Origin of the sequence: Photobacterium sp. 53610, assembly GCF_036409375.1 — a bacterium.
Taxonomy (GTDB): Bacteria; Pseudomonadota; Gammaproteobacteria; order Enterobacterales; family Vibrionaceae; genus Photobacterium.
On the sequence record NZ_JAXOFS010000021.1, the window covers coordinates 1 to 26,217 of the forward strand.

The window sequence follows — 26,217 nt, forward strand, 5'->3', positions numbered from 1 at the left end:
CCATCGGTGCGCCCGGGTGACCGGAGTTCGCCTGTTGTACACCGTCCATGCTCAGGGCACGGATAGCATTCGCAAGTACTTTACGAGAAGACATGTCTGCTCCAACTTCATTGTTCTTGTTTATCGGGGGAAGTATCAGCCATCCCTGACAACGGCAAATGTCGGTATCAGGCAAAGCGGAAGCAGATTCTCTCAAGGCATAACCCGGTAAGCAAACCAGAATCCCGGAATGATGAACCAGTAAAATTCACGCTTGCGATATAATCATCCAGACCTTTCACCGATGCCGCGATTAACGGAAGTATTTGGACAATCTATATCTAATTTCTACTTATTGTTGATTTTGATCCCATACAAGTTATTATAGCCGTCTAGACGGAGGTAGCTCTATACATACAGACTGATGAATATTCACTCAGACTGACTAATTTCACACCTCCGACCTCTTTTCAGTTTTTTCAGATAGTGAGAATACTCATGGCGAAACACCTGTTTACTTCTGAGTCGGTATCGGAAGGCCATCCAGATAAAATTGCAGACCAGATCTCAGATGCAGTCCTGGATGCGATCTTAGAACAAGACCCGAAAGCACGTGTTGCGTGTGAGACTTACGTCAAGACCGGTATGGTCATGGTTGGCGGTGAAATCACAACCTCTGCCTGGGTTGATATTGAAGAACTGACCCGTCAGACCGTACGCGAAATCGGCTACACCCATTCAGACATGGGCTTTGATGCCAACTCTTGTGCTGTCCTGAGCGCGATCGGTAAACAGTCTCCGGATATCAACCAGGGTGTTGACCGTGAAGACCCGAAAGAGCTGGGTGCAGGTGATCAGGGAATTATGTTTGGTTACGCAACCAACGAAACTGAAGTGCTGATGCCGGCACCAATCACTTATGCACACCGTCTGGTTGAGCGTCAGGCCAAAGTCCGTAAAAACGGCACTCTGCCTTGGTTGCGTCCGGACGCGAAAAGCCAGGTCACTTTTGCCTATGACAACGGCAAAATCGTCGGTGTTGATGCTGTGGTTCTGTCAACGCAGCACTGCGACAGCATTGAACTGCCTGTACTGCAGGAAGCGGTGATGGAAGAAATTATCAAGCCGGTCCTGCCATCTGAGTGGCTGAACAAAGACACCAAATACTTCATCAACCCAACCGGTCGCTTTGTGATTGGCGGTCCAATGGGTGACTGTGGTCTGACTGGCCGTAAAATCATCGTAGATACCTACGGCGGCGCAGCCCGCCACGGTGGCGGTGCATTCTCTGGTAAAGATCCATCGAAAGTAGACCGTAGTGCCGCTTACGCAGCACGTTATGTTGCGAAAAACATCGTGGCTGCCGGTCTGGCGGACCGTTGTGAAATCCAGCTGTCTTATGCGATTGGTATTGCAGATCCAACGTCTATCATGGTGGAAACCTTCGGGACTGAGAAAGTTTCTCACGACCTGATTGTTGAAGCCGTTCGCCACCACTTCGACCTGCGCCCGTACGGCCTGATCGAAATGCTGGATCTGCTGCAGCCTATCTACAAGAAGACGGCTGCTTACGGTCACTTTGGTCGCGAAGAGTTCCCTTGGGAAAAAACTGACAAAGCCGACCTGCTGCGCGATTACGCAAACATTAAGTAATCGCAGCCCGGCTGTTATTCTTACTCGTGAAAAAGGAAGCTTCGGCTTCCTTTTTCATTGCTCTTCGCTGTACCGTACAGCTCTTTCCGCTTTGGGACACCCATGTTCCAAAAGCATCAGAATCTGATCAAACCCAAATCAAAACAACATAAGAAACTGTTTCAAAAATACTTTTTAGTTTTTGAGCACCAGCAACCCAATCGCACCAAAAGCTGAACAGGCATTCGTGTGCAGCTTCTGAAGCTTTTGACCACTCATGTCCCTTAAGCTGATCGTGCCGGACAGACTGGAAAAAAAACACCAGACCTTTCATACTGTCCGCCTTGTTTTATGACCCGTCAGCTCCATGAACCCACTTCAGCAAGCCATCATTGAACGTACCCTCGCCTGCCTGCGGCTGGCAGAGCAAAAACTGGGCAGACAATTTCCGGATCCGGCCATTCGCTTTACCCAGCGCGGCAAGAGCGCAGGCAGCGCCCGGCTGCAAAGCTGGGAGATCCGATACAATCCGGTGCTGATGGCCGAGAATCCCCAGGCGTTCCTGGAAGAAGTCGTTCCTCATGAACTGGCTCACCTGCTGACATTTGCCTGTTATGGCCGGGTCAAACCCCACGGAACGGAGTGGCAGCGGATGATGACAGATATTTTTCATGTCCCGGCCCGAGCCACCCACAGTTTTGATGTTACTTCGGTCTCCGGACAAACCTTCTGCTATCGCTGCCAGTGCCGGGAACACCAGCTGACTCTCAGACGGCACAATAAAGTAATGCGACAGCAGGCGATATATCATTGCACTCAATGCCACCAGCCATTGCGTCCGGACCGCTGATGGCTGACGCCGGCGCGTCTGTCACACAAACACCAGCCGCAATTGGTCTTCCCCGCTTCCCTGACTATACTTTTCAACGACCTGAATGCCACAAGTGGCATACCCTTCTCAGGTTCAACCAGAATCACAGGTAAACATTGGCTCAGTCTTGAGCGGACCGATCCTCCCAGTCATGGGACTCACTCCAGAAGATACGCTGGCTTTGTTGCGGTTACCTGACACGGCATGTCAACCCAATGGAAACCGCCATGACGCACAAGAAAAAGAAAGACAAAGAGAAGCAAAAACACAGCAAGCAACAGGGTGAGCTGGTCAATCCTCAATATGTCCTGAAGAACATCGACAAAGCGCCCGATGCCAATGACGTCGAGTGCTGGACGGGCGGCGACCACTACGCTGACATCACGCTGGCCACTCAGAGACTGAAAGAAATGTTTGTCGAGATGGGGCAAAAGACCCGTATCGAACGCGGCCAGCAGCCTGCGGAACGTGCCGTTTTCCGCAAACAACACGGCATCGCCTACGGACATTTTGATATCCACCGGGATATTCCGGAAGCTCTGAAAATTGGTATCTTCAGCGGCAGCCGGTATGAATGTGTGCTGCGTTTTTCCAGTGACACCTCACCCAGCTCGCCGGATCTGCACACCACGCTGGGCGTCGGGATCAAACTGTTCGGGGTCCCCGGTCCCAAGCTGCTCGGTGACAGTGATAATGCCGATTTTATTATGCAGAACATCGACCGTTTCTTTGCCCGCGATGCGGCTCAGATGTGTGCCTTTACCACAGCTGGTGTCATTGACGGTGACTACCCGGCCTATCTGGAAAAACATCCCAAGGTCCATGAGATCATAAATGCCATGTCCAAAGTCGAGGCCAGTTGTCTGAGTGCCAGCTACTGGGCCATTCTGCCTTTCAAACTCGGCGACAGCCAGGTGGTCAAATACCGTCTCACACCGCTGGACACCTATCACGGCGCCCCCAGCAACAGCCGCGATTATCTGGCGCAGGATCTGCAAAACCGCCTGCGTCAGGACGAAAGCCGCTTCCTGTTTGAAGTGCAGTTGCGCACCGATCCGGCAACTATGCCGCTGGACGACGCTCAGGTCGTCTGGCCGGAATCTGAAAGCCCTTTTATCCCGGTCGCCACGCTCACGCTGTCAAAGCAGGAAATCACGGCCATCGGTCAGGCTGAGTTTGGTCGTAACCTTGCCTTTAACATCTGGCGCACCCTGCCTGAACATGAACCGCTGGGCTCCATTGCACAGGCCCGTAAAGTGGTTTATCAGGCCAGTGCCGACACACGCCATCTGGCCAACGGCCAGCAGATGAATGAGCCAGATCGCATCGACCCAAAGTTCACCGGCAACACCGATGAAGACAGCGACTGCATTGTCCGGGCCGCGATTTATCCGCCCATCGGCATTATGCGGGTCGGCGGCAGCGACGAATATTTTATCGGCCCGCTGGTCCCTAATCCCAGGCCCCGGCTGGAAGAAGATGCCTACCGGGATGCCCGTGGTCTGCTGAAACGTCAGGCGGCTCAGTTCCGGGTTTATGGTCTGAATGCTGCCGGCAAAGCCGTCAAAGAGCTGACCATGGACAACGCAAAACTCAAGTGGCACGTCCATCTGGCCAATCAGAAGTCCTCCTGGTACGAATTCCAGCTCGCGCTGGATATTCCGGAGGCCGAACATGCACCGCCTTCGCTGCTGCGCAACAACAATGTGGCTGATCGCCGCCGTCTGCTGATCGACGGCGGAGCCCGGCAACTGGACGAGGCCGGGGTAAAGAAAGGTCCCGAATTTGTCGGCAAGTTCATGGACGAGTCCGTCTATCTGGGTGAGCTGAAAACCGATAAAAAGGGCCGCCTGATTGTCCTGGGCGGCAAAGGGATCTCGCGCAATATCAACGGCGATATCGCCATTACCTTTGCCAACAATGAAGGCTGGCACGATGATATCTCTGACGGCCCGGTCACTGCTGAAGTCGAATATCTGGGTGTCACCCTTCAGGTTGATCCTGCCTGGGTCGTCTGTGCGCCACCGGATTACGCACCCATGCAGAAATCGGTACGGACCATGTGGGATCTGATGCGTTCGGTAGCGGTGAACGCCGGAATGCTCACCCGCCCGCCCCGTCCGTCGTTTCGGAAAGATATCCTGCCGATCTTTGCGCGCATGACCAACCTGCAATGGGTCAACGCCGGTTTTGCCGCGGCTTTCGGTCACGGCGGTCAGTTCGACTACACGACACCGGCATGGCTCGCCAAGCTCAGCGATCCGTCTCCGGCCTATACCGAATTGCGGCGGACCATCTCCAATAACTTTCGCCGCTATGGTCAGCCCGGCGCGCAGGCCGCCCAGCTGTGGCCCTGGCTCTATGGCGATGCGATTACCATCCCGCCGTCAGGCTCTGAACGTCAGCATGCCACGCTGTCTGAGCTACAACTGGCGTTTCTGGATCAATGGGTGCAAGGCGACTTTATTCCCGACTATGTCGACCCGCAGATCTGCCCGCACGCAGCTGAACCCGATGACATCGACAAAGTCCCGGTGGCGGAACAGCCAGAGATGCTGACCCGGGGCGCGCTGGAATTCTGTCTTGCCGATGCCTTTCACCCCGGCTGTGAAATGACCTGGCCGATGCGTACCGCCGGAATGTACATGGCGCCGTTCCGCCTCAAGCATGCAAGCGAAGGGATCCGTAAAGACACCACCTACTACGGCCCTCTGATGAACAGCGATATCATCACGCTGGCGCAAGGGCCGCTGCTCGGCGGTCAGGTCCCGGGCGGGATCACCCGCTGGATGGCGATTCCCTGGCAGACCGATACCGCCAGTTGCCGCGACGGGTACACCTCCAAGTATGACCCTTACCTGCCGACCTTCTGGCCGGCCCGGGTGCCGAACAATATTCTGGATACCACCCGTTATCAGGAAACGCTGGACCCCAATCAGGATGAGCAAACCCGGATTCAGGCTTTCAATTACCGGACTGACTGGCTCGATGCCCTGCCCCTGTACGGTCAGCCGCCCACGTATACGGCACAGATCAACAGTATGATCTTCAATTTCAATCAGCTGGCCGTAGTTCAGGGCCGCCCGGGTGTTGCGGGTGATCCGAACTTCCCGGCCATAATGCAGGTGGGGATCACCGCCAAAGATCATGCCGTGAGTGAACTGGCTGACAGTGCAGAAATCACGGATACCGGCCGATTGCAGACAGTGGCTGAACTGGCACGGAATCTGGTGCCGGATCGCCACGGCCGGGACAACATTCAGCCGACGACACCGAGTGTCCGTTCACGCATTGATCTCGGTGTGATCGAGAAAGTCAGTCGCTTTGGCGTGAATTTCCCGGGAAAATTTAAATCGGACTGAGTCCTTGCACCGGGCGTGGCTGAACCCCACGCCCGCCTCACTGCAGGAAAAAATTTTGACGCAATTTATCCAGACGCAAATCGCAGTGATCGGCGCAGGGATTGGCGGTTGTATCGCCGCACTGGCCCTGAGCCGACATTTCGATGTTGTCCTGATCGACCAACACACTGAATGCCCGGCCAGAATCGGCGAATGTCTGCCTCCGGCGGCAGGCCGTATTCTGCGCGAACTCGGCCTGCTCGAAGCTTTCACCCGCCATCAGGCGCTGCATCTTCCCTGTCACGGGATCCGCAGTCACTGGGGCAGCGATGCATGTGTGATGAATGACAACCTCAGGAACCCGGACGGACCGGGCTGGCAGCTCGACCGTGCCGGGTTTGAAAACTGGCTGCGGCAACATGTGATGGCCAGCAACGTCCGCTGCCTGTGGCCAGCCAGACCTGTAGCGGTTCAGCAAGGTCGTGACGGCTGGTTGTTGCAGCTTCACGGAGAAACAGCTGAAAGCCGGTCTGCCGTACCCTGCCACTTTGTGATTGATGCCAGTGGCCGTCGCAGCTTCTTTGCCGCCATGCTGGGCATCAGACGTCTGGCACTCGACAAACAGGTTGCGATCTGGGCCAGTCTGGCGTGTGAGTGTGATGATCGCATGGCAACGCTGAGTGCCTGCGAATACGGCTGGTGGTACAGTGCCCGGTTACCGGGTCAGCGTCGGGTACTGGCGCTGCAAACCGATGCGGATCTGCTCAGACATGGTTTACATCTTGATGATAAACGCTTTTTTCAGATGGCCCGGACACAGAAAGATATTGCCGGGTTGCTTGCCGCCAGTCCGGCGCCGCAAAAACAGTGGCAACTGCACGGCAAAACCTCCGCCAATACCACACGCCTCAAGCAAGTCGCCGGATTCCGCTGGGCGGCCATCGGTGATGCCGCCTGCAGCTTTAACCCGCTGTCCTCGCAGGGAATGTTCAATGCCATGGCAACGGCCATGCAGCTGGCGGAACAGCTTGTGGATACCGGACTCAATCATCCGGAAGCACTGACTGCGCTCAGTCATACCCACAGCGCTCAAATCACATCAGTCTGGCAACGGTATCTGGAACATCACCGGCACTACTATCTGCAGGAACAGCGCTGGCCCGGCATGCCTTACTGGCAGCGAAGACACCATCTCCAACCTCTGGGAATTTGATGTCTGCCGCACCCAATTCAATATCTTGATGTTTTACACAGACATAACGTGAAACACTTCTAAATAAATTCGGTACTGATAACATCATCATCCCTAATATCAGTCACCGGATGTATCATGTTCACCAAGTTGAAATGGGTCCTGGCCGGCTCACTGCTGAGCCTCAGCCTCCTCCCACAGGTTGTCTACGCCAACCCGCCCGAGTCATTTGCCAAAGCCAAGAAGTTACTGGTCAAGATTTATCAGGACCACAACGAAAGTTTTTACTGCGGCTGCCGGATTGACTGGCACGGCAAGAAAGGTGTTCCCGATCTGGACAGCTGCGGCTATCAGGTTCGGAAGCAGGCAAAGCGGGCCAGCCGTATCGAATGGGAACATGTGGTCCCCGCCTGGCAGTTTGGCCATCAGTTACAATGCTGGCAGGACGGCGGTCGGAAGAACTGCCGGAAAGATCCGCTCTTCAACCGCATGGAAGCCGACATGCACAATCTGACCCCGGCGATTGGGGAGGTAAACGGCGACCGCTCGAACTTCCGCTTTACCCCTTGGAAAGACAATGAGGGAGCCAACTACGGCCAGTGCGACATCAAAGTTGATTTCAAAAACCGCCGGGTTGATCCGCCGCAGCGCGCACGAGGTGCCATTGCTCGAACTTATCTCTACATGGAGCAGGAATACCGATTCCGGCTGGCCAAAAACCAGCGTCTGCTGATGCAGGCCTGGCACAAGACCTACCCGGTCAGTGCCTGGGAATGTGAACGGGACCGCCGCATCGCTGGTATCCAGAAGCAGCATAACCGCTTCGTACTGGAGGCCTGCCAGCAGGCTGGTCTGTAGTTCAGAACAACGGCTGGGCTCTCCGGCTCAGCCGTCCTTTTTCTGCCCCGCAACAATCACTCGCGAAGCATTTCTTCCTGATACCGCCTGTGATGCTCCATCGCTGGCTGAGCACCTGAGAGCCGTTCAAACCGAGCTGACATTACAGCAGTCCGGGACTGACACCAGCCATCCCCGTAAGGTAAGTCAACCGGCGTTGCAGAAGTGATCGGCACAAACTCAGCTGTCAGGTTCTTCTGTAAGATCGCTTCTGACACCAGCTTGGCCCTTGGAGCCACCTCGTCCTGCGCCAGCCGGTTACGCTGCCCCCAGCCGAGAATCAAATCATCGCAATTATAATCCGACCTTGCCGGTACCGTCGTAAAGCCGACATCCGACACCACGCCATACTCGCGCCACATCATGTAGGCTTCAAACAACATGGCGACATCTTCCTCTGCGGTATAGTAACCATAGAATTCTGCGGCGCCGTCAGGCTCAAATGCGGCCCCGGCCTGTTCCGGCGTCAAAATTTTCTGAACCGAAGAACCGCCGAAATAGCTGTTGGCAGCCTGAGTCAAATCATCCGATTCAAGCGCATAGTCCTGGTTCAGTCTCTGATGAATTTGACTGGATTTATTCCGGTTGATGTTGGTGAGAATACTGGTCGATGCATCCAGGCTGCTGAGCAGCTCCGGCGGCAGAAAGTCATTGGCATGGGCCAGTTCATGGGTGAGTAATCGCAACAACCCCGGTTTGATTTCAGCAGCCGATCGCCAGGCGTTGCTGAACTCATTGTAGGTATTACTGTAAGTCACATATTCACCGCTGGCCGGATCAACATAACGCTGCAAAGCAATAAAGCGCTGGCTGTCTGAAAAACCGGACCGGTAATCATCCTGCTGATAAATATCATTCCATTCCACCACATCCCGCCACAGATAACGCGGATCGATATACATCCCGGCTGTCGCGCTGTGATAAAAAGACGGTCGAACTTCAAAGCTCAGCACAATGACATTGATCGGCTTAAACAGATTCAATACATCCTGCGGTAATTCCCGGACCACATCCATGAAACTGTCACCCATCCACGAATGTGAAACCAGCAATCGCCCGGCGATATCATCCGGAGTCAGATCGTCGGATGTCTGATAGCCCAGCGGGGCGATGTCCTGCATCTGACAGGACTGCCCCTGTTTGTAGATCACGGCACAGTCTATGGCAGATTGTGCGTAGAGGCTGTCTGCCAGATAAGGCTGCAAATCTTCCAGCCGCGGATCGCCACTCTGGTTCAGGCTTCGGTCCCCGGATTTACTACCGCCACAACCTGCAATGACCAGCATGGCTGCCGCAATGATGCTCAGCCGTTGTAATTTTTGTTTTTTTGACATTGTTCTTTGTGTGTCCCAAATGCAATCACGCCAGCAATCTAATTGAAAGTGCAATAGATTGCTTAATTTCTTCCCTTATTTTTGAGCTGAAACATTATCATTGAGCCGGATTTCAGTTCCAGGCTGTGCCGGATAGCCCATCACCGGCAATGTCGTCGTTTTTCAATCCGCCACAAGCAATGTTCGATACATTGTCATCAAGATTGATATACTGGCGCCAGACATTATCTTCACAGCCAATGAATCGAATATGAGAGTGCCACGTATTTTCCATCCTGAACCGCTGCCTGCAAGCGGAAAAGTGACATTAAGTGACGACGCCGCCAATCATGTGGGCCGCGTCATGCGCATGCAACCAGGTCAGGACGTCCTGCTGTTTGACGGCAGCAATGCTGAATTTCCGGCCGTGATTACCGAAGCCGGTAAAAAGCGGGTGGAAGTTGAGATCAGCGAACGCCGTGAAAACAATGTGGAATCCCCGCTGGAACTGCATCTGGGCCAAGTCATATCCCGGGGTGAGAAGATGGAATTCACCATCCAGAAGTCCGTTGAACTGGGTGTCAGCAGCATTACCCCGCTGATTTCTGAACGCTGCGGCGTCAAACTAAGCCAGGACAGATTTGATAAGAAACTATCCCAGTGGCAAAAGATCGCCATCAGTGCCTGTGAACAGTGCGGCCGCAACGTGGTTCCGGAAATCCGCCCGATCATGAAACTGGAAGACTGGTGTGCGGAAGAATTTGACGGCCTGAAGTTGAATTTGCACCCAAGAGCCCAATATTCCATTAATACCCTGCCCGCCCCGGTTTCCCGTGTTCGCCTGCTGATTGGCCCGGAAGGCGGTCTGTCGGAGCAGGAAATCAGCATGACCGAATACTACCAGTTCAGCGAAGTGCTGCTGGGCCCGCGGGTCCTCAGAACCGAAACCGCCGCCATGACGGCAATGACTGCGCTACAGGTTCGCTTTGGCGATCTCGGCTAACCAAGGAGAAACACATGATCAAATTGGGTATTGTGATGGATCCCATCCAGTCCATTAACATCAAGAAAGATTCCAGTTTTGCGATGATGCTGGAAGCGCAGCGCCGTGGCTGGGAAATCCACTACATGGAAATGGCCGACCTGTCACTGGAACAGGGGAAAGCGCTGGCCCGCACCCGAATCGTCACCCTGAAAGAAGATCCAAACGACTGGTTCACCTTCCATGGCGAGCAGGAAATTGCCCTGAGCGACCTGGATGCGGTCCTGATGCGAAAAGACCCGCCATTCGACACCGAATACATCTACGCCACCTATATTCTGGAGCGCGCAGAAGAACAAGGCACACTGATCGTCAACAAACCACAAAGCCTGCGTGACTGTAACGAAAAGCTGTTTACCGCCTGGTTCCCGGAGCTGACACCGACGACGCTCGTCACCCGGCGCGATGACAAGATCCGTGCGTTCTATGAAACGCATGGCGATATGATCCTGAAACCACTGGATGGCATGGGCGGCTCTTCGATTTTCCGTGTCAAACAAGGAGATCCGAACCTGTCGGTGATCATCGAAGCCCTGACCAACCACGGCCAGTTCTACTGCATGGCCCAGACATTCGTGCCGGACATCAGCAACGGGGACAAGCGAATTCTGGTGGTTGACGGTGAACCAATGCCTTACTGTCTGGCCCGGATTCCGGCAGAAGGTGAAACCCGCGGAAACCTGGCTGCCGGTGGTCGTGGCGAACCCCGCCCGCTGAGCGATACAGACCGTCAGATTGCTGAAGCCGTGGCGCCGGTCCTGAAAGAAAAAGGCCTGATTTTTGTGGGTCTGGATGTGATTGGCGACAAACTGACAGAAATTAATGTCACCAGCCCGACCTGTATCCGCGAAATCGAAGCCGCTTACGATATCTCCATCACCGGAAAACTGATGGATGCCATTGAACGTCGTCTGAAAGACGCTTAACCGGAACACTGTGCCTGAGTGTGTTGTCAAATATATAACCAAGGATTCTCTTGAGACTTCTGACAACACCTCGGCCAGACATACCATTTAAGCCAAATAGTCCTCATACTGTAACTATGAGCGCTTGTTGTAAGGACTGAATGATGAATCTCACCAATCATTTTCTGGTGGCCATGCCCAGTCTGCAGGATCCACACTTCAAACGCAGTGTGGTCTATGTGTGCGAGCACAACGACGAAGGTGCCATGGGTATTGTCATCAACCTGCCGATTGATGTGTCGGTCGGCAGCATGCTGGAACAGATCGAAGTGGAGCGTGAGCTGCCGCTGGCGCATCCGGACAGCCTGAAAAAACCTGTGATGATCGGTGGCCCGGTAGCTGGCGACCGCGGGTTCGTGCTGCATAACAGCAAAGCGAATTACAGCTCCAGTCTGGATCTGACTGATGAGCTCAAAATGACCACGTCCAAAGATATTCTGCCGCTTTTGGGAACGAAAGATGAACCGAGTCAGTTCTTGGTCGCCCTGGGCTATGCAGGCTGGACGGCCGGACAACTCGAGCAGGAGCTGGCTGAAAACAGCTGGCTGACCATGGAAGCAGACCCGGAAGTGGTTTTCGAAACCCCAATCAGTGAGCGCTGGGAAAAAGCCGTCGCCAAACTGGGCATTCATTCAGCCAATTTATCGACAGAAGTAGGACATTCATGAGCACATCACGCACCGTACTCGCCTTTGACTATGGCGTGAAAAGCATTGGCGCCGCGATCGGCCAGGAGCTGACGGGCACGGCCAATCCGCTTGCCGCGCTGAAAGCCAATGACGGTATCCCGAGCTGGGAAGCCATTGAAAAACTGCTCAAGGAATGGCAGCCGGATCTGGTGGTCGTGGGTCTGCCGCTGGACGTATATGGTGAAGAGCTGGACAGCATCACCCCACGTGCCCGAAAATTTGCCAACCGCCTGCATGGCCGGTTCGGTTGCCAGGTTGAGCTGCACGATGAACGCCTGAGCACAGTGGAAGCCCGTTCGGATCTGTTTGCCCGGGGTGGCTATCGCTCTCTGAGCAAAGGCAATGTAGACTCTCAGTCCGCGGTCGTTATCTTAGAAAGCTGGTTTGAACAGCAATACGGGTAATCGGCTTGTACTGATTTTCTCTGTACAGCCCTGAAGGCTTTTGGATCATGGGTGACCCAAAGCACTGAAAGCTGCACAACCCCCGAATCGAAACAGCCCCGGACACATGTGTGCCGGGGCTGTTTTTATTGCAGGTGAAAATACGAAGCTACATCTGTCCGGCGACCAAAAGAGCAAACGGAATCGCCAGCAGCAGACTGAGTGCCGTGCGGATAAACCAGACCACGACCAGACGCCCCACACTCAGCGGAATCGAAGTCGACAGGATGCACGGAATCGAGGCTGAGAAGAACAGGACACTGGACACACAAACCACCGCCGCCGCCATGCGAACCACCATATCCGCTTCACGCAGTAAGAGTGCCGGCAGGAACATCTCCGCCAGCCCGGATGCAGAAGCTTGCGCCAGCGCTTTCGCGCCCTCAATCCCCCAAATCGCGGTGAACGGATAAAACAGGTAACCCAGCCAGTCAAAAACCGGGGTGTACTTGGCAACCAGCAGGCCAATCAGACCCACCGACATAATGGACGGCAGAATGGCAATCGTCATCAGCAAACCATCTTTGATGGTCGACAGCATGCTGCTCCCCAGTGCCGGCGCCTGGCGCGCCACATCCATCCCGGTTTGATACGCCGTCTGCAGACGCCCGTCTCGCCCGGCTTCCGGTTCCGGATCACGAACCGACTCATCCATACCCCGGAGTGGCGGTAACCGCACAGTGATTGCCGTGACGATGAAGGTGATCACCAGCGTCCCCCAGAAATACAGGTTCCATACCGCCATCAGATCCAGCGTCTTCGCCACAATGATCATAAAGGTGGCTGAAACTGTCGAGAACCCCGTCGCAATGATCGCCGCCTCTTTCGCCGAATACTGGCCTGATTTGTATACACGATTCGTGATCAACAATCCCAGCGAATAACTGCCGACGAAGGAAGCAACCGCATCAATCGCTGAACGGCCCGGTGTCCGCCAGATCGGCCGCATCACCGGCTGCACCAGAATGCCAATCAGCTCCAGCAAGCCGTAACTGACCAGAAAAGACAGAAACACAGCCCCGACAGGCACAATCAGTCCGACCGAGATCACCAGCTTCTCGAAAAGAAACGGCAGCATATCTTTACTGTGCAGAAACTCAGGGCCTGCTCCGGTCACCGCCATCAGCGCGGCTGCAGCCCCCAGAACTTTCAGCACTGAGAATATTTTATCCGTCAGACTTTTCGACCACTGACCGGTCACAAACGGATAAATGGCACCCACGACAATCATGCCCAGTGCATACCAGGCCACGCCGCTGCCCAGCCACCCTTTGATCTGGCTGACCAGGTGATCCAGCGGAATGGTCGACTTTCCGTTCAGGGTGACAGGAATGAAAAAGAAAAAGATTCCGACAGCGCTGAGTACCAGCAACCGGAATCGCGCCAGGGTATCCGATATCCCGGCACGGGCCTGTGATTGTTCCATTTGATTGACTCCCTCTCCATGCTATTTGTATATACATATAAAGAGAGAACACTTCGCGCTCAAGATGGTTATTTTGAAATCAACGATGCGATCACAAATAATTAACAATGATGTCAGCAAAAGCCGATGTCTGTAGCCTGATCAGCTTTGGGATCATGGGTGCCCCAAAACTGAATAAGCTGTACAGGGAGCCGCTTGTACATTGCCGACTCTCAGTCAAAACGAATGGAGACTCCCGCTAAACTATGCCCGGATGCGGTCTGGCCGGATTGACCCAGTTTGATCATCAACCGGACATCGTTGGCAGAATCGGCATGGGCCAAAGCGTCCGCTTCACTGATCTTTCCGGCCTGATACAGGGCATACAAAGACTGATCAAAAGTCTGCATGCCCTGCTCTTTTCCCTTGGCCATCGTATCTTTCAGCTCATGCAGGGCATTTCTTCGGATCAGATCCGAAATTCTGGGGGTATTGATCATCAGCTCAAAGGCAGCATGACGCCCGGCGCCGTGACTGTCCGGGATCAACTGCTGCGCCAGGATCCCTTTCAGATTCAGGGATAAATCGAACAACAACTGCTCCCGCCGTTCCCTGGGCACCAGATGCAGGATCCGCTCCAGTGCCTGATTGGCATTGTTTGCATGCAGAGTTGCCATGCAAAGATGGCCGGTTTCTGCAAAGTTCAGGGCATATTCCATGGTTTCCTGGTTTCGGATCTCACCGATCAGGATCATATCCGGCGCCTGCCGCAGGGAGTTTTTCAGGGCGACTTCATAGCTTTCGGTATCCAGTCCGACTTCACGCTGGGTCACGATACAACGGTCGTGCTGATGAATAAATTCAATCGGATCTTCGACGGTCAGAATATGTCCGCTGCGGTTCCGGTTTCTGTAACCGGTCAGCGCAGCCATTGAAGTTGATTTTCCCGAACCCGTTGCCCCGACCACCAGCACCAGTCCGCGCTTTGCCAGCGCCATTGCTTTCATCGGCTCCGGCAGGGTCAGAGCGTCAACATCCGGAATCATGTTCTCGATGCGCCGGATCACCATGCCCGGCTGTTCCCGCTGCCAGAACGCACTGATACGGAAACGATGCCCTTCCCGGACCAGTGCAAAATTAGCTTCTTTCGTAGCCACAAACGTCTGCCATTGACTGGCTGACATAGCCTGCTGACACAAACGCTCAACTTCATCAGCGGTCAGGCAAGGCCCGACAGCACTCAGCTGACCGCTGATTTTCAGCTGGCAGGGTGCAGAAACCGTGAGATACAGATCCGATGCCTGATCCGCCGCCATTTGTGCCAGAATACTTGCAAGTTCCATAAGTCTTTCCTGTCTACAGCCCCTGAGTCCGCTCGGTCACCCGGAGCACTTCATCGGGTTCCACCAGCCCCTGTGCCAGCAGCCGGTTGACGGCCTGCTCCATGGTCTGCATTCCCAGACCGGCACCAGTCTGGATCATCGAATACATCTGCGCGACTTTGTCTTCCCGGATCAGGTTACGGATCGCCGGCGTCGCCAGCATGATTTCATGAGCCGCGACCCTGCCGCCAGCAGGACATTTCAGCAGCGACTGTGCAATCACCGCCCGCAGCGATTCCGACAGCATGGAACGGACCATCGCTTTGTCATTCCCGGGGAAGACATCAATGATGCGATCGATCGCTTTCGCCGCCGAGCTGGTATGCAGGGTGCCCAGCACCAGATGGCCGGTTTCAGCGGCCGTCAGCGCAAGCCGGATGGTCTCCTGATCGCGCAGCTCGCCGACCATAATGACATCCGGATCTTCCCGAAGCGCCGAACGCAGGGCATTCTGAAAACTGTGGGTGTCCCGGTGGACTTCGCGCTGATTGATCAGACAACGTTTGCTTTCATGGATAAACTCGATCGGATCCTCAATCGTCAGGATATGACGGTGGGAAAGAGAATTTATATGATCCACCAGCGCCGCAATCGTGGTGGACTTGCCCGAACCCGTGGCCCCGGTGACCAGTACCAGGCCGCGCTGGCTCCTGGCAATCTGATAAAACACTTCAGGAACACCCAGCGATTCCAGTGACGGAACCGTCACCGGAATTGAACGGAAAACTGCAGCGCAGCCCCGGGACTGCTGAAAGGCATTGACCCGGAAACGTCCGACATCCGGCAGAGCAAAAGAAAAATCAACTTCGAGGTGCTCTTCAAATTCCCGGCGCTGCGCATCATCCATAATATCTGTAATCAGCCGGTGCACCGTTTCATGGCTGAAAGGCGGGATACTGAGCGCTCTGACATCACCGTCCACCCGGATCATCGGCGATACCCCCGCAGAGAGGTGCAGATCGGAGGCATTATGCTTTACACTAAAGTCCAGTAGCTCGGTGATATCCATATATTTTCCCCTAAGAATCAATTATGAGTAGTATCAGACAAAACATTACAAAGGTCACTCAGGAGATCCGCGAGGCCTGTGAGAAATGCGGGCGCAGCGCGGATTCCGTACAACTGCTGGCGGTGAGTAAAACCAAACCGGTCAGCGCCATTTCCGAAGCCATCGCTGCCGGACAGCTGGCATTCGGTGAAAACTATGTGCAGGAAGGCGTGGATAAGATCCAGCACTTTGCTGCCACCGAACCGGATCTGGCCCTGAGCTGGCACTTTATCGGTCCGATTCAGTCCAACAAAACCCGGCCCGTTGCAGAGCACTTCGACTGGGTTCATTCGGTCGACCGCGCCAAAATTGCCCGCCGCCTCAATGAGCAGCGCCCGGACAATCTGCCGCCGCTGAAAATCCTGCTGCAGGTTAATACCAGCGGCGAAGCCTCGAAATCCGGCGTGGAATTTGACGAATTAGCCGCACTGGCTGCCGAAATTGTCTCACTGCCCAACCTCGAGTTACGTGGCCTGATGTCGATCCCGGAAAAAGCAGACGACTATGACAGCCAGCTCAGCGCCTTTACGTCACTGGCTCAGGCCCGGGACAGACTGCAACAACAGTTGCCCGAAACAACCCTGGATACTCTGTCGATGGGCATGAGCGGCGATATGGAAGCCGCAGTTGCAGCCGGCAGCACTATGGTCCGGATCGGCACCGCAATTTTTGGCGCCCGGAATTACAGTTAACGCCGCCTGAAAAGGCAGACGTTTCTCATCATTTTAGAAGGATTTTTTCATGGAACATCGTTCAATCGCATTCATCGGTGCCGGCAACATGGCCCGCTCTATCATTGCCGGACTGGTCGCCAGCGGTTATCCGGCTGAACAGATCACCGCAACGGCGCCCAGCGCTGAACGTCGTGAACCCCTGGCCCGCGATTACGGTATCCATACCGATCATGACAACCTGCGCGCAGCACAACAGGCCGATGTCATTGTCCTGGCGGTCAAACCCCAGCTGATGGAAACCGTGTGTCAGCCGCTTCAGTCGATTGATTTCAAAGATAAACTGGTGATCTCTATTGCGGCTGGAATTTCCGTCGCCCGCTTGCAGGAAATGCTGGCGGCAAAAGTCAGTCTGGTTCGCGTTATGCCAAATACTCCGTCACTGATCGGCAAAGGAATGAGCGGTATGTATGCCGGTGCTGACGTCAGCGAAACGGACCGTACCTTCTCCGATGACCTGATGGCCGCGGTCGGAAAAACCTGCTGGGTATCAGAAGAATCCGGGATCAATAGCGTGATTGCCGCGGCCGGCAGTGCACCGGCGTATTTCTTCCTGTTCATGGAAGCGATGCAAAACGAGGCCATTCGTCAGGGATTTGATAAAGACACGGCCCGAGAACTGGTTCAGCAAGCTGCTGCAGGCGCTGCAGGCATGGTGCTCGCCAACCCGGACACAGAACTGTCGACTTTGCGTGAACAGGTCACCTCGAAAGGCGGCACGACCGCCGAAGCGATCCGTACATTTAACGAAGCGCAACTTAGTGATATCGTAGCGAAAGCAATGCAGGCCGCTGTCAGCCGCGCACAGGAAATGGAAAAATTGTTTTAAGGTAACCTTATGAACTCAATTGGTTTTTTAGTCAGTACAGCGTTCGATCTGTACATTATGGTGGTACTGCTGCGCTTGTGGCTTCAGTGGGCCAGAGCGGATTTCTATAATCCGTTCTCCCAGTTCGTGGTAAAGGCAACCCAGCCCGTGGTTGGTCCGCTGCGCCGTTTAATCCCGTCAATTGGCGCGTTGGATCTGGCAACTCTGCTGTTTGCTTATCTGCTGACAATCGCTAAATTTGTCATCCTGCAATTGGTCCTGACCAAAGGTGGCGTGGCATTCAGCATTGATCTGTTCTGGATTTCAGGTCTGTCACTGCTCAAGGCCGCAGGAGGCCTGGTGTTCTGGGTTCTGCTGATCCGTGCCATTCTCAGCTGGGTCAGCCAGGGCCGCAGCCCGATTGAATACGTGATGCACCAGCTGACCGAACCGATGACCGCGCCAATCCGTCGCTTCATTCCGGTGATGGGTGGTCTGGATCTGAGTGTGCTGGTTCTTTTCATCGGCCTGCAATTTGCCAACATCCTGATCGGTGATCTGATTGGCCCGATCTGGTTCCAGCTATGACGCAGCAAGCCGTCAGTCAGGATAAAGCGGATCTGGTGATCCGCTTTTACGTTCAGCCCAAGGCCAGCCGGGATCAGCTGGTTGGCCTGCATGGTGATGAAGTAAAGGTTGCCATCACGGCACCGCCTGTTGACGGTAAAGCGAACAGCCATCTGGTGAAATACCTGGCCAAACAGTTCAGGGTTGCCAAAGGCCAGGTAGTGATAGAAAAAGGAGAAACCGGGCGGCATAAGCAAATCCGCATACAATCACCTCAGGTGATTCCGGATCTTTTTCGTCACATGCTGTGAATCTCAGCCTCGTACAGCTGGTCAAAGCAAGTCACTCTATACTATAAAGAATGCAGCAATATCCCCTTGGAGTGTAAGGTCTTATATCATGAGACTCATCTCAACAGGATTAAAGGACAGCCTTATGAAACAGTTACTTGTTGCTTTTATTGCTCTACTCGGCCTTTCCCTCCCCGTTCATGCCGAGCAACTCAAGAATATCGGCGAACTGGAAGTTCACTATTCCACCTTCCCTTCGACATTTCTGACCCCGGAAATCGCGAAGACTTACCGGATTCAGCGCAGCCGTTACTCCGCACTGATCAATGTCACCGTACTTGATACCACTGCCGAAGGAAAACCCGCCGTTGCCGCTGTGGTGAAAGGAACAGCGCGGAACTTGGTCGGCAATGAGAAGAACCTGACCTTCCGCGAGATCCGCGAAGGGGATGCCATTTACTATATCGCTGAGCTGTCCCATGCCAATGAGGAACGCTTTCGGTTCAACATTGACGTCTCACGTCAATCGACCCGCGGCAATATCCAGTTCGAGCAGACTTACTTCGCCGAATAAGCCTCCCGGTTCAGTGCGGGTCATTCCCCGCTCATCTCAAGCTCTGCCCGCAGAAAAAGAAGGATCCATTCCTTCTTTTTCTGTCTTTGGCTTTTGGGCTGCCTGTGGGTATCATAGGCCCCCCTCTCCCCAGCCACACAAACCAGGAGTCATCATGAGCAAACTCGTACTCGCAACCGGTAACCAGGGCAAAGTCCGTGAAATGGCTCACCTGCTTGCAGATTTTGGTTTCGAGGTGATTGCCCAGAGCGATATGAACGTCTCTGACGTCGCCGAAACCGGCACCACCTTTATTGAAAATGCCATCATCAAAGCGCGCCATGCCGCCAGAGAAACCGGTCTGCCAGCGATTGCAGACGACTCTGGTCTTGAAGTCGATGCGCTGAAAGGTGCACCCGGTATTTATTCGGCCCGCTATGCCGGCGAAGACGCCACAGACCTGCAGAATCTCGAGAAACTGCTGGTTGCCATGAAAGAGGTGCCTGAGGCAGAGCGAACCGCGCGTTTCCATTGTGTGCTGGTGATGATGCGCCATGCTGACGATCCGACCCCGCTGGTTTGCCATGGCACCTGGGAAGGGCGTATTCTGACGGAAGCCCGTGGTGAAAACGGCTTCGGTTACGATCCGGTTTTCTGGGTACCGGAAGAAAACTGCGCTTCAGCCGAACTGGCTGCTGAGCGTAAGAAACAACTGTCACACCGCGGCAAAGCCCTGCAACAACTCTTTGCTGCCCTGAAGGACGCCTGATGTTAGTACCGCCACCGCTGAGCCTGTATGTTCATATCCCCTGGTGTGTCCAGAAGTGCCCGTACTGTGACTTCAATTCGCATGCACTGAAAAATGACATCCCGGAGCTGGATTACATTGATGCGCTGCTGGAAGATCTCGACACGGATCTGGCCCGTTATCAGCTGACGGACAACAGCCGCTCCCTGCATTCCATCTTTATTGGCGGAGGCACCCCCAGCCTGATCTCGGCTCCGGAAATCGGGCGGCTGCTGGCGGGTATTCAGGCCCGTATTCCATTCAGTGATCAAATCGAAATCACCATGGAAGCGAACCCGGGCACCGTTGAAGCGGGCCGCTTTCAGGCATACCGTGAAGCAGGCGTGAACCGGATTTCCATCGGTGTTCAGAGTTTTCAGGACGACAAGCTGAAGCGTCTGGGCCGGATTCACGGCTGTGAGGAAGCAATCCGGGCTGCCGGACTGGCTCAAGAAGCCGGTCTGAACAGCTTCAATCTGGATCTGATGCACGGCCTGCCGGATCAGAGCGTGGCGGATGCCCTGTCCGATCTGAAACAGGCGATCGCCTTAGATCCGCCGCATCTGTCCTGGTACCAGCTGACGATTGAGCCAAACACCCTGTTTTACTCGAAACCACCGACGCTACCGGATGACGACGATTTGTGGGATATCTTTGAACAGGGACATGCACTGCTGGCCGCGGCCGGGTATGAGCAGTATGAAATTTCCGGCTATAGCAAACCGGGCAAGCAGTGTCAGCACAATCTGAACTACTGGCGCTTTGGTGACTACCTCGGCATCGGCTGCGGGGCACACGGAAAGATCAGCTTCGCTGACGGTACTATCATTCGGACCGTCAAAGTGAAACATCCGCGCGGTTACCTGAATCCGCAGAAGCCTTATCTGGATCAGGAAACGCAGGTGGCAGACACCGAACGGCCATTCGAGTTTTTCATGAACCGTTTCCGTCTGCTGGAGGCCTGTCCGAAACAGGACTACGTTGCGCGCACCGGCTTGCCGCTGGACAGCATCCGGACGCCGATTGAATGGGCGCTGGGCAAAGAGTATCTGCTGGATCAGGGCGACAGCTGGCAGATTACCGAACAGGGCAAGCTGTTCCTCAACGACCTGCTGGCCGCCTTTGTCGATGAAGACGAAGAAGACAACAACTAAAGCCGATTTGTCGCTGGCAGACATCTGTCAGCGACAAGCTCAAGCCTTGAATTCCAAGGCATTAGATTCCAACTAGAAAATCGAACGGCCAATGCGTTCAGCCAGCAGCTCCAATGCTGCCGTACCGGCAACAGAATTCCCGGAGGCATCCAGCTCCGGAGACCAGACCGCAATCGACATCTCACCCGGCACAATCGCAACGATACCGCCGCCGACACCGGATTTACCCGGCATCCCGACCCGGTAAGCAAACTCACCCGCCCCGTCGTACAGGCCGCAGGTTGCCAGCAAGGCATTGATCTGTTTGCTTTGTGTCGGTGAAATCAACGGCTTTTCCGCGCACAATGGCTGCCCTTTATTGGCCAGATAACTGAAAGTTCGGGCCAGATCCACGCAGCTCATCTTCAGGGCACAGTAACCGAAATAATTGCCCAGCACCGGCACCACTTCATTCTCGAAGTTGCCAAATGAGCGCATCAGATACGCAATCGCGGCATTGCGATCGCTGTGCTGCATCTCAGAAGCAGCCACATTTTTGTCGTACACCACATTCGCGTTGCAGGACAGCGTTCTGACCAGCTCCAGCATCCGGTACTGCGGCGCAGAGAGACGACTGTGCAGCAGATCAGAAACCACCAGCGCGCCGGCATTGATGAAGGGATTACGGGGAATACCGTGTTCCATCTCCAGCTGAATCATGGAATTAAACGCATGACCTGAGGGTTCTTTGCCGACACGGGACCAGATCTCATCCGCTTCATACAGCGTCATGGCCAGCGTCAGACTGAGCACTTTGGAGATCGACTGAATCGAGAAGCCGACTTCGCTGTCGCCAGCCTGAATAATCTCACCGTCGTTATAACAGACGGCAATGCCCAGCCGGTCTGACGGTACCTCGGCCAGGGCCGGAATATAATCGGCAACCTTGCCCTGCCCAATCAACGGCCGGACTTCATCCAGAATGTCATTCAGCAACTGCTCACTTGGCTTCATTCACTGTCTCCAGAGGACAAAAAAGCCAACTCAAAGGCTGGCTTTTCAGGCTAATCGTATTTAAAGGATCCATATCTTATTCGATATTGAACCCCAATGGCTATGAGCCATAGCACATTATTCTGTACGGGCGAACTTCATGTCCCATACACCGTGACCCAGACGATGTCCGCGGGCTTCAAATTTGGTCAGCGGGCGATCGTCCGGACGCGGGATATAATCACCGTCTGTGGCCGTATTCGCATAACCCGGAGCAACATTCATCACTTCCACCATATGCTCAGCGTAATTTTCCCAATCGGTTGCCATATGGAAAATACCACCGATCTTCAGCTTCTTACGCACCATTTCCACAAAGGCTGGCTGGACGATACGACGCTTGTGGTGACGCGCTTTGTGCCATGGGTCCGGGAAGAACAGCTGAACGGTATCCAGGCTGCCGTCCGGGATCATGTGATCAAAGACTTCCACGGCATCGTGGCACATCACACGCAGATTGGTCAGGCCTGCTTCTTCAGCAGCCATCAGACACGCACCCACACCCGGGCTGTGCACTTCAATCCCGACGAAGTTTTTCTCCGGCGCGTTTTTCGCCATTTCAACCAGCGAGGCACCCATACCAAAGCCAATTTCCAGCACCACATGGCCGTCACGGCCGAACACTTCGGTCCAGTTCAGCGGTTTTTGCTCAAAATCGAGCCCCATGGCTGGCCAGTTATTTTCCAGAGCATGTTGCTGGCCCTTGGTTAAACGGCCCTCACGACGGACAAAGCTACGGATTTTACGTACCAGCTTTCCGTCTTCCGTGTATTCCGTCAGGGTGACGTCAGCATTCGTTCTGGATTCTTGGCTCATGGGTCCTTACCTAAAAAATGGGTTAATCAATTTCAGATACCAAACTGAGGAGAAGGCTGTCGCCAGCTGCAATTCTCTTCAGTTTGGTATAAACGGATCCGGCATTATCCAAAGTTAGCGCACAAGTGCAAGTGCCGTATTCGCATTGAAGACAACAGCGGATTGTGGTGCAATCGTCACCGCAATGTCGTCTCTGCGGACAAACAGAATAAAGCGGACACAAGGTACAGCCAGATCAAATCCGCGGTACCTGGGTTCAACATGAATCATTTCAAAGCACTGCAGCATCGAAGAGGAATAATTTCCGAAAATGAACGCTGTCAGAACAGTGCAGCTGTGAAGAAAATTTTATGACGCAATCTCCCTTGCCCCCCAAAACATTCCAGGATCGGCTGATCCAATGGCAACAGACCCATGGTCGCCACGATTTACCCTGGCAGCAAAATCCAACGCCCTACCGGGTGCTGGTTTCTGAAATCATGCTGCAGCAAACGCAGGTGGCGACGGTCATTCCCTACTTTGAACGCTGGATGAACAGTTTTCCGACCGTCGAACTGCTCGCTGCAGCCTCAGAAGATGACGTGATGAATCACTGGCAGGGACTGGGCTATTACTCCCGGGCAAGGAATCTGAGAAAAGCCGCGCAATACATTGTGCATGAGTGCGACGGCCAGTTTCCGGATCAAATCGATCAGCTTCTGAAGATCCCGGGAGTCGGCCGCTATACCGCAGGTGCCATTGCTTCTTTTGCTTACAATACCTATGGCCCGATTGTGGATGGCAACGTGAAACGTCTCTTTTGCCGGTTTTTCGGCATTGAAGGCGTCCCGGGCACCACGCAGGTCGACAAGCAGCTCTGGCAATATGCCGAGCAGTTTACCCCACAACAGCACAACCGCGCCTTTGCGCAGGGCCTGCTGGATATGGGCGCGACGGTGTGCAAACCGAAAAGTCCGGTTTGTGACGATTGTTCCTTTCAGGACAGCTGTGTCGCATTCAGGACAAACCGTGTCGCTGAGCTGCCGACACCCAAACCTAAAAAAATCGTCCCGACCCGTTCCGGGCAATTCCTGTGGATTGAATCCGGCGGTCAGCTCTTACTGGAAAAACGGGAAGATAATGGCATCTGGGGCGCGCTCTGGTGCTTGCCGCAAATCTATCTGGAGCCGGAGCAGCTCGGGGATCATGTGCAGCTGAAAGGCACCTTTAAGCACACTTTTACCCACTACAAACTCAATGCCAGTGTCTGGCACGTGGATCGTCTGGGTGATCAGACTGACAATCAGCAGTGGTTTTCGCTTGATGCGCTCAGTGATTTGGGACTGCCGACCCCGATCCGAAAATTTATTGAGAAACGGGTATCAAACTAACGCATCTGTTTTTCCCGCCCGGAGAACAGATGGGAAAAAGCATCAGAGAACGTCCGGACACTTGATCCAACAAACTTGAATCCCGCAGGCAGAAACAGGAAACTAGTGACCAGACATTCGATTCTGGCAGTCTGTCAGACTGCCGCCCAATCATGATTGAGGATCCCATGAGCCGTACTGTATTTTGTGCCCGACTGAAAAAAGAAGCTGAAGGTCTGGATTTCCAGCTATACCCGGGTGAGCTGGGTAAACGCATTTTCGACAACATTTCCAAAGAAGCCTGGGCTGAATGGCAAAGCAAACAGACCATGCTGATCAATGAGAAAAAGCTGAACATGATGGATCCGGAGCACCGCAAGCTGCTGGAAACAGAAATGGTGAACTTCCTGTTTGAAGGCCAGGACGTCATCATCGACGGTTATACCCCGCCAAGCGAGTAATTGCTTGCTGCACCAGATGCGTGCATGAACATCACGTTCTCAGGTCACGGTGACCAAAAATCATACCGTGACCGGACGGAAAATGACATCATTTGGCTTAACGCCAGTGATGTCATTTTTTATATGCAGAACATGAAGAAAGCACTCCTCCTTGCCACATTCACGCTGCTCCTCAGTGGCTGCAGCCGCGAAATAGTCGAAAAAGTCTATAAGGTCGATTACGCCCCAACCAACCGCTTTGCCAAAAATCTGGCTCCTTTACCCGGCCAGTTTACGAAAGATACCGCCGCCCTGGATCGCCTGATCCAGACCTTCAGCGGTCAGGTCAAACAGCGCTGGGGGAATGATAACGTCCTCATGGCCAGCAAGCGCCACTACGTAAAATACACTGATGGCTACCAGAGCCGGGCCCATGTCGACTTTGACAAGGGGATGGTCACGATAGAAACCGTGGCGACCACCAACCCGAAACAGCACCTGATCGATGCGATCGCCACCACCCTGCTCACACCGGCCGATCCCGCAGAAGTTGATCTGTACTCCGCGCAGGACTTTGCCCTGTCCGGCAGCCCGTTTCTGCTCGGACAGATCCTGGATCAGGACGGCAAGTCGATTGAATGGTCCTGGCGGGCCAAACGTTTTGCGGAATATCTGGTCAACAACAAACTGAAAACCAAAAACGTCCGTTACCAGAAGGCATACTATGTGGATATCCCGATGGTAGCCGACCACGTCAACAAACGAAGCTACAAATATGCGGACATCGTTCGTGAGGCGTCTCGCCGCTATGGCATTAAAGAAGACCTGATTTACGCCATCATCAAAACCGAAAGCAGCTTCAACCCTTATGCCGTCAGCCCGGCCAATGCCTATGGTCTGATGCAGGTCGTCCCGAAAACTGCGGGAGCGGACGTGTTTAAACTGGTGAAAAAACGCTCCGGCCGCCCTTCACCACAATATCTGTTTGATCCGGCAAACAATATTGATACCGGCACGGCCTATTTTTACCTGCTGCAAAACCGTTACCTGAAAGAAATCCGGAATCCGCTTTCGCTGCACTACAGCATGATTTCAGCCTATAACGGCGGTACTGGCGGTGTATTGAGCACTTTCCACAGTAACCGCAAACGCGCCATGCAGGATTTGAATCAGTTGCAGCCCAATCAGGTGTTCTGGGCGCTGACCAACAAGCATCCGAAAGGAGAAGCCAGGCGATATCTGGAGAAAGTCACCCGTTACCAGAAAGATTTTAACAACGGAAAAATCTGAGACAAAGTAATGACTTTCTGCCGGAAAGCATGAAAATTGCTGCTCGCCGCCCCATAACGGGCAAAAAGCGAGCAAGCAATCAGGAATCGCACTTTTTTCTGGAAAAAGGTATTGACGATGAGGGCCAAAACCCGTTTAATAGCGCTCCGTTGCCTCGATAGCTCAGTCGGTAGAGCAGAGGATTGAAAATCCTCGTGTCGG

29 protein-coding genes are annotated in these 26,217 nt (G+C 54.1%); 19 read left to right on the forward strand and 10 right to left on the reverse strand.

Annotation, left to right across the window (positions count from 1 at the left end):
• On the reverse strand, positions 1-94 hold a 94-nt coding region (locus SPK40_RS22285; protein ID WP_330961967.1), incomplete at its 3' end, for a hypothetical protein.
• Between the two features lie 383 nt (positions 95-477).
• On the opposite strand from SPK40_RS22285, the gene metK reads away from it, so the two are divergent.
• Positions 478-1,632, forward strand: coding sequence for a methionine adenosyltransferase (gene metK / locus SPK40_RS22290; RefSeq protein WP_248143998.1), 1,155 nt, complete (start codon positions 478-480; stop codon positions 1,630-1,632).
• A 127-nt stretch (positions 1,633-1,759) separates the two neighbouring features.
• On the opposite strand, the gene SPK40_RS22295 is transcribed toward metK, so the two are convergent.
• A complete protein-coding gene (locus SPK40_RS22295) occupies positions 1,760-1,945 on the reverse strand; it encodes a hypothetical protein (protein WP_330961950.1) in 186 nt (61 codons plus the stop codon).
• 33 nt (positions 1,946-1,978) lie between these two features.
• Here SPK40_RS22295 and SPK40_RS22300 point away from each other — a divergent pair, with 33 nt between their 5' ends.
• From SPK40_RS22300 to SPK40_RS22315, 4 genes are all read left to right on the forward strand, one after another.
• The gene (locus SPK40_RS22300; protein WP_330961951.1) at positions 1,979-2,461 is read left to right on the forward strand and encodes a SprT family zinc-dependent metalloprotease; all 483 of its coding nucleotides are present in this window, start codon (positions 1,979-1,981) and stop codon (positions 2,459-2,461) included.
• A 248-nt stretch (positions 2,462-2,709) separates the two neighbouring features.
• Positions 2,710-5,844 (forward strand): LodA/GoxA family CTQ-dependent oxidase, encoded by a 3,135-nt coding sequence (locus SPK40_RS22305; protein WP_330961952.1) that lies wholly within the window; start codon positions 2,710-2,712, stop codon positions 5,842-5,844.
• A gap of 55 nt (positions 5,845-5,899) precedes the next feature.
• A complete protein-coding gene (locus tag SPK40_RS22310) occupies positions 5,900-7,036 on the forward strand; it encodes a tryptophan 7-halogenase (RefSeq protein ID WP_330961953.1) in 1,137 nt (378 codons plus the stop codon).
• A gap of 117 nt (positions 7,037-7,153) precedes the next feature.
• Complete coding sequence (locus tag SPK40_RS22315; protein WP_330961954.1) at positions 7,154-7,873, forward strand: endonuclease; 720 nt, start codon at positions 7,154-7,156, stop codon at positions 7,871-7,873.
• 56 nt (positions 7,874-7,929) lie between these two features.
• Here the strand turns inward: SPK40_RS22315 and SPK40_RS22320 are convergent, their stop codons facing one another.
• Positions 7,930-9,246: a hypothetical protein gene (locus tag SPK40_RS22320; protein ID WP_330961955.1), complete on the reverse strand. Its 1,317-nt coding sequence runs from the start codon at positions 9,244-9,246 to the stop codon at positions 7,930-7,932.
• 250 nt (positions 9,247-9,496) lie between these two features.
• Here SPK40_RS22320 and rsmE point away from each other — a divergent pair, with 250 nt between their 5' ends.
• From rsmE to ruvX, 4 genes are all read left to right on the forward strand, one after another.
• A complete protein-coding gene (gene rsmE / locus SPK40_RS22325; protein WP_330961956.1) occupies positions 9,497-10,228 on the forward strand; it encodes a 16S rRNA (uracil(1498)-N(3))-methyltransferase in 732 nt (243 codons plus the stop codon).
• A gap of 14 nt (positions 10,229-10,242) precedes the next feature.
• Entirely contained in the window at positions 10,243-11,193 is a 951-nt protein-coding gene (gene gshB / locus SPK40_RS22330) for a glutathione synthase (RefSeq protein WP_330961957.1), read from the forward strand.
• Positions 11,194-11,336: 143 nt separating this feature from the next.
• Positions 11,337-11,900, forward strand: coding sequence for a YqgE/AlgH family protein (locus tag SPK40_RS22335; RefSeq protein ID WP_248143989.1), 564 nt, complete (start codon positions 11,337-11,339; stop codon positions 11,898-11,900).
• Positions 11,897-12,325, forward strand: a complete 429-nt coding sequence (gene ruvX, locus SPK40_RS22340) for a Holliday junction resolvase RuvX (RefSeq protein ID WP_248143988.1) — start codon at positions 11,897-11,899, stop codon at positions 12,323-12,325. Before SPK40_RS22335 ends, ruvX begins: the two co-directional genes overlap by 4 nt.
• A 148-nt stretch (positions 12,326-12,473) precedes the next feature.
• On the opposite strand, the gene SPK40_RS22345 is transcribed toward ruvX, so the two are convergent.
• From SPK40_RS22345 to SPK40_RS22355, 3 genes are all read right to left on the reverse strand, one after another.
• Positions 12,474-13,790, reverse strand: a complete 1,317-nt coding sequence (locus tag SPK40_RS22345) for a YjiH family protein (protein WP_248143987.1) — start codon at positions 13,788-13,790, stop codon at positions 12,474-12,476.
• Positions 13,791-14,002: 212 nt separating this feature from the next.
• On the reverse strand, positions 14,003-15,112 hold the full coding sequence (locus SPK40_RS22350) for a PilT/PilU family type 4a pilus ATPase (RefSeq protein WP_330961958.1): 1,110 nt from the start codon (positions 15,110-15,112) through the stop codon (positions 14,003-14,005).
• A 13-nt stretch (positions 15,113-15,125) separates the two neighbouring features.
• Positions 15,126-16,160 carry a type IV pilus twitching motility protein PilT gene (locus SPK40_RS22355; protein WP_330961959.1) on the reverse strand — a complete coding sequence of 345 codons (1,035 nt, stop codon included), beginning with the start codon at positions 16,158-16,160 and terminating at the stop codon, positions 15,126-15,128.
• 23 nt (positions 16,161-16,183) lie between these two features.
• Here SPK40_RS22355 and SPK40_RS22360 point away from each other — a divergent pair, with 23 nt between their 5' ends.
• The 7 genes from SPK40_RS22360 (at position 16,184) to hemW (ending at position 21,089) form a co-directional block, all read left to right on the forward strand.
• Positions 16,184-16,891 carry a YggS family pyridoxal phosphate-dependent enzyme gene (locus SPK40_RS22360; RefSeq protein ID WP_330961960.1) on the forward strand — a complete coding sequence of 236 codons (708 nt, stop codon included), beginning with the start codon at positions 16,184-16,186 and terminating at the stop codon, positions 16,889-16,891.
• 49 nt (positions 16,892-16,940) lie between these two features.
• The gene (proC, locus tag SPK40_RS22365) at positions 16,941-17,759 is read left to right on the forward strand and encodes a pyrroline-5-carboxylate reductase (protein ID WP_330961961.1); all 819 of its coding nucleotides are present in this window, start codon (positions 16,941-16,943) and stop codon (positions 17,757-17,759) included.
• A 9-nt stretch (positions 17,760-17,768) separates the two neighbouring features.
• A complete protein-coding gene (locus tag SPK40_RS22370; RefSeq protein ID WP_248143982.1) occupies positions 17,769-18,326 on the forward strand; it encodes a YggT family protein in 558 nt (185 codons plus the stop codon).
• Positions 18,323-18,616, forward strand: a complete 294-nt coding sequence (gene yggU, locus SPK40_RS22375) for a DUF167 family protein YggU (RefSeq protein WP_248143981.1) — start codon at positions 18,323-18,325, stop codon at positions 18,614-18,616. The genes SPK40_RS22370 and yggU overlap by 4 nt, the downstream gene beginning before the upstream one ends.
• A 124-nt stretch (positions 18,617-18,740) precedes the next feature.
• Complete coding sequence (locus tag SPK40_RS22380) at positions 18,741-19,169, forward strand: DUF4426 domain-containing protein (protein WP_248143980.1); 429 nt, start codon at positions 18,741-18,743, stop codon at positions 19,167-19,169.
• Positions 19,170-19,323: 154 nt separating this feature from the next.
• Positions 19,324-19,917 carry an XTP/dITP diphosphatase gene (locus SPK40_RS22385; protein ID WP_248143979.1) on the forward strand — a complete coding sequence of 198 codons (594 nt, stop codon included), beginning with the start codon at positions 19,324-19,326 and terminating at the stop codon, positions 19,915-19,917.
• Entirely contained in the window at positions 19,917-21,089 is a 1,173-nt protein-coding gene (hemW, locus tag SPK40_RS22390; protein WP_330961962.1) for a radical SAM family heme chaperone HemW, read from the forward strand. Before SPK40_RS22385 ends, hemW begins: the two co-directional genes overlap by 1 nt.
• 72 nt (positions 21,090-21,161) lie before the next feature.
• Here hemW and glsB read toward each other — a convergent pair whose 3' ends face one another.
• From glsB to SPK40_RS22405, 3 genes are all read right to left on the reverse strand, one after another.
• A complete protein-coding gene (gene glsB / locus SPK40_RS22395) occupies positions 21,162-22,082 on the reverse strand; it encodes a glutaminase B (protein ID WP_330961963.1) in 921 nt (306 codons plus the stop codon).
• A 117-nt stretch (positions 22,083-22,199) separates the two neighbouring features.
• The gene (gene trmB / locus SPK40_RS22400) at positions 22,200-22,937 is read right to left on the reverse strand and encodes a tRNA (guanosine(46)-N7)-methyltransferase TrmB (protein WP_330961964.1); all 738 of its coding nucleotides are present in this window, start codon (positions 22,935-22,937) and stop codon (positions 22,200-22,202) included.
• Positions 22,938-23,051: 114 nt separating this feature from the next.
• Positions 23,052-23,207 (reverse strand): hypothetical protein, encoded by a 156-nt coding sequence (locus SPK40_RS22405; protein WP_248143975.1) that lies wholly within the window; start codon positions 23,205-23,207, stop codon positions 23,052-23,054.
• An 80-nt stretch (positions 23,208-23,287) separates the two neighbouring features.
• Between SPK40_RS22405 and mutY the strand changes: the two genes are divergently transcribed.
• The 3 genes from mutY (at position 23,288) to mltC (ending at position 26,016) form a co-directional block, all read left to right on the forward strand.
• Positions 23,288-24,307: an A/G-specific adenine glycosylase gene (mutY, locus tag SPK40_RS22410; protein WP_330961965.1), complete on the forward strand. Its 1,020-nt coding sequence runs from the start codon at positions 23,288-23,290 to the stop codon at positions 24,305-24,307.
• A gap of 167 nt (positions 24,308-24,474) precedes the next feature.
• A complete protein-coding gene (locus tag SPK40_RS22415) occupies positions 24,475-24,747 on the forward strand; it encodes an oxidative damage protection protein (RefSeq protein WP_248143973.1) in 273 nt (90 codons plus the stop codon).
• Between the two features lie 132 nt (positions 24,748-24,879).
• A complete protein-coding gene (gene mltC, locus SPK40_RS22420) occupies positions 24,880-26,016 on the forward strand; it encodes a membrane-bound lytic murein transglycosylase MltC (protein WP_248143972.1) in 1,137 nt (378 codons plus the stop codon).
• Here mltC and SPK40_RS22425 read toward each other — a convergent pair.
• Positions 25,983-26,217: hypothetical protein (locus tag SPK40_RS22425; RefSeq protein ID WP_330961966.1), on the reverse strand; the 235-nt coding region annotated here is incomplete at its 5' end. The two genes, mltC and SPK40_RS22425, sit on opposite strands and share 34 nt — an antisense overlap.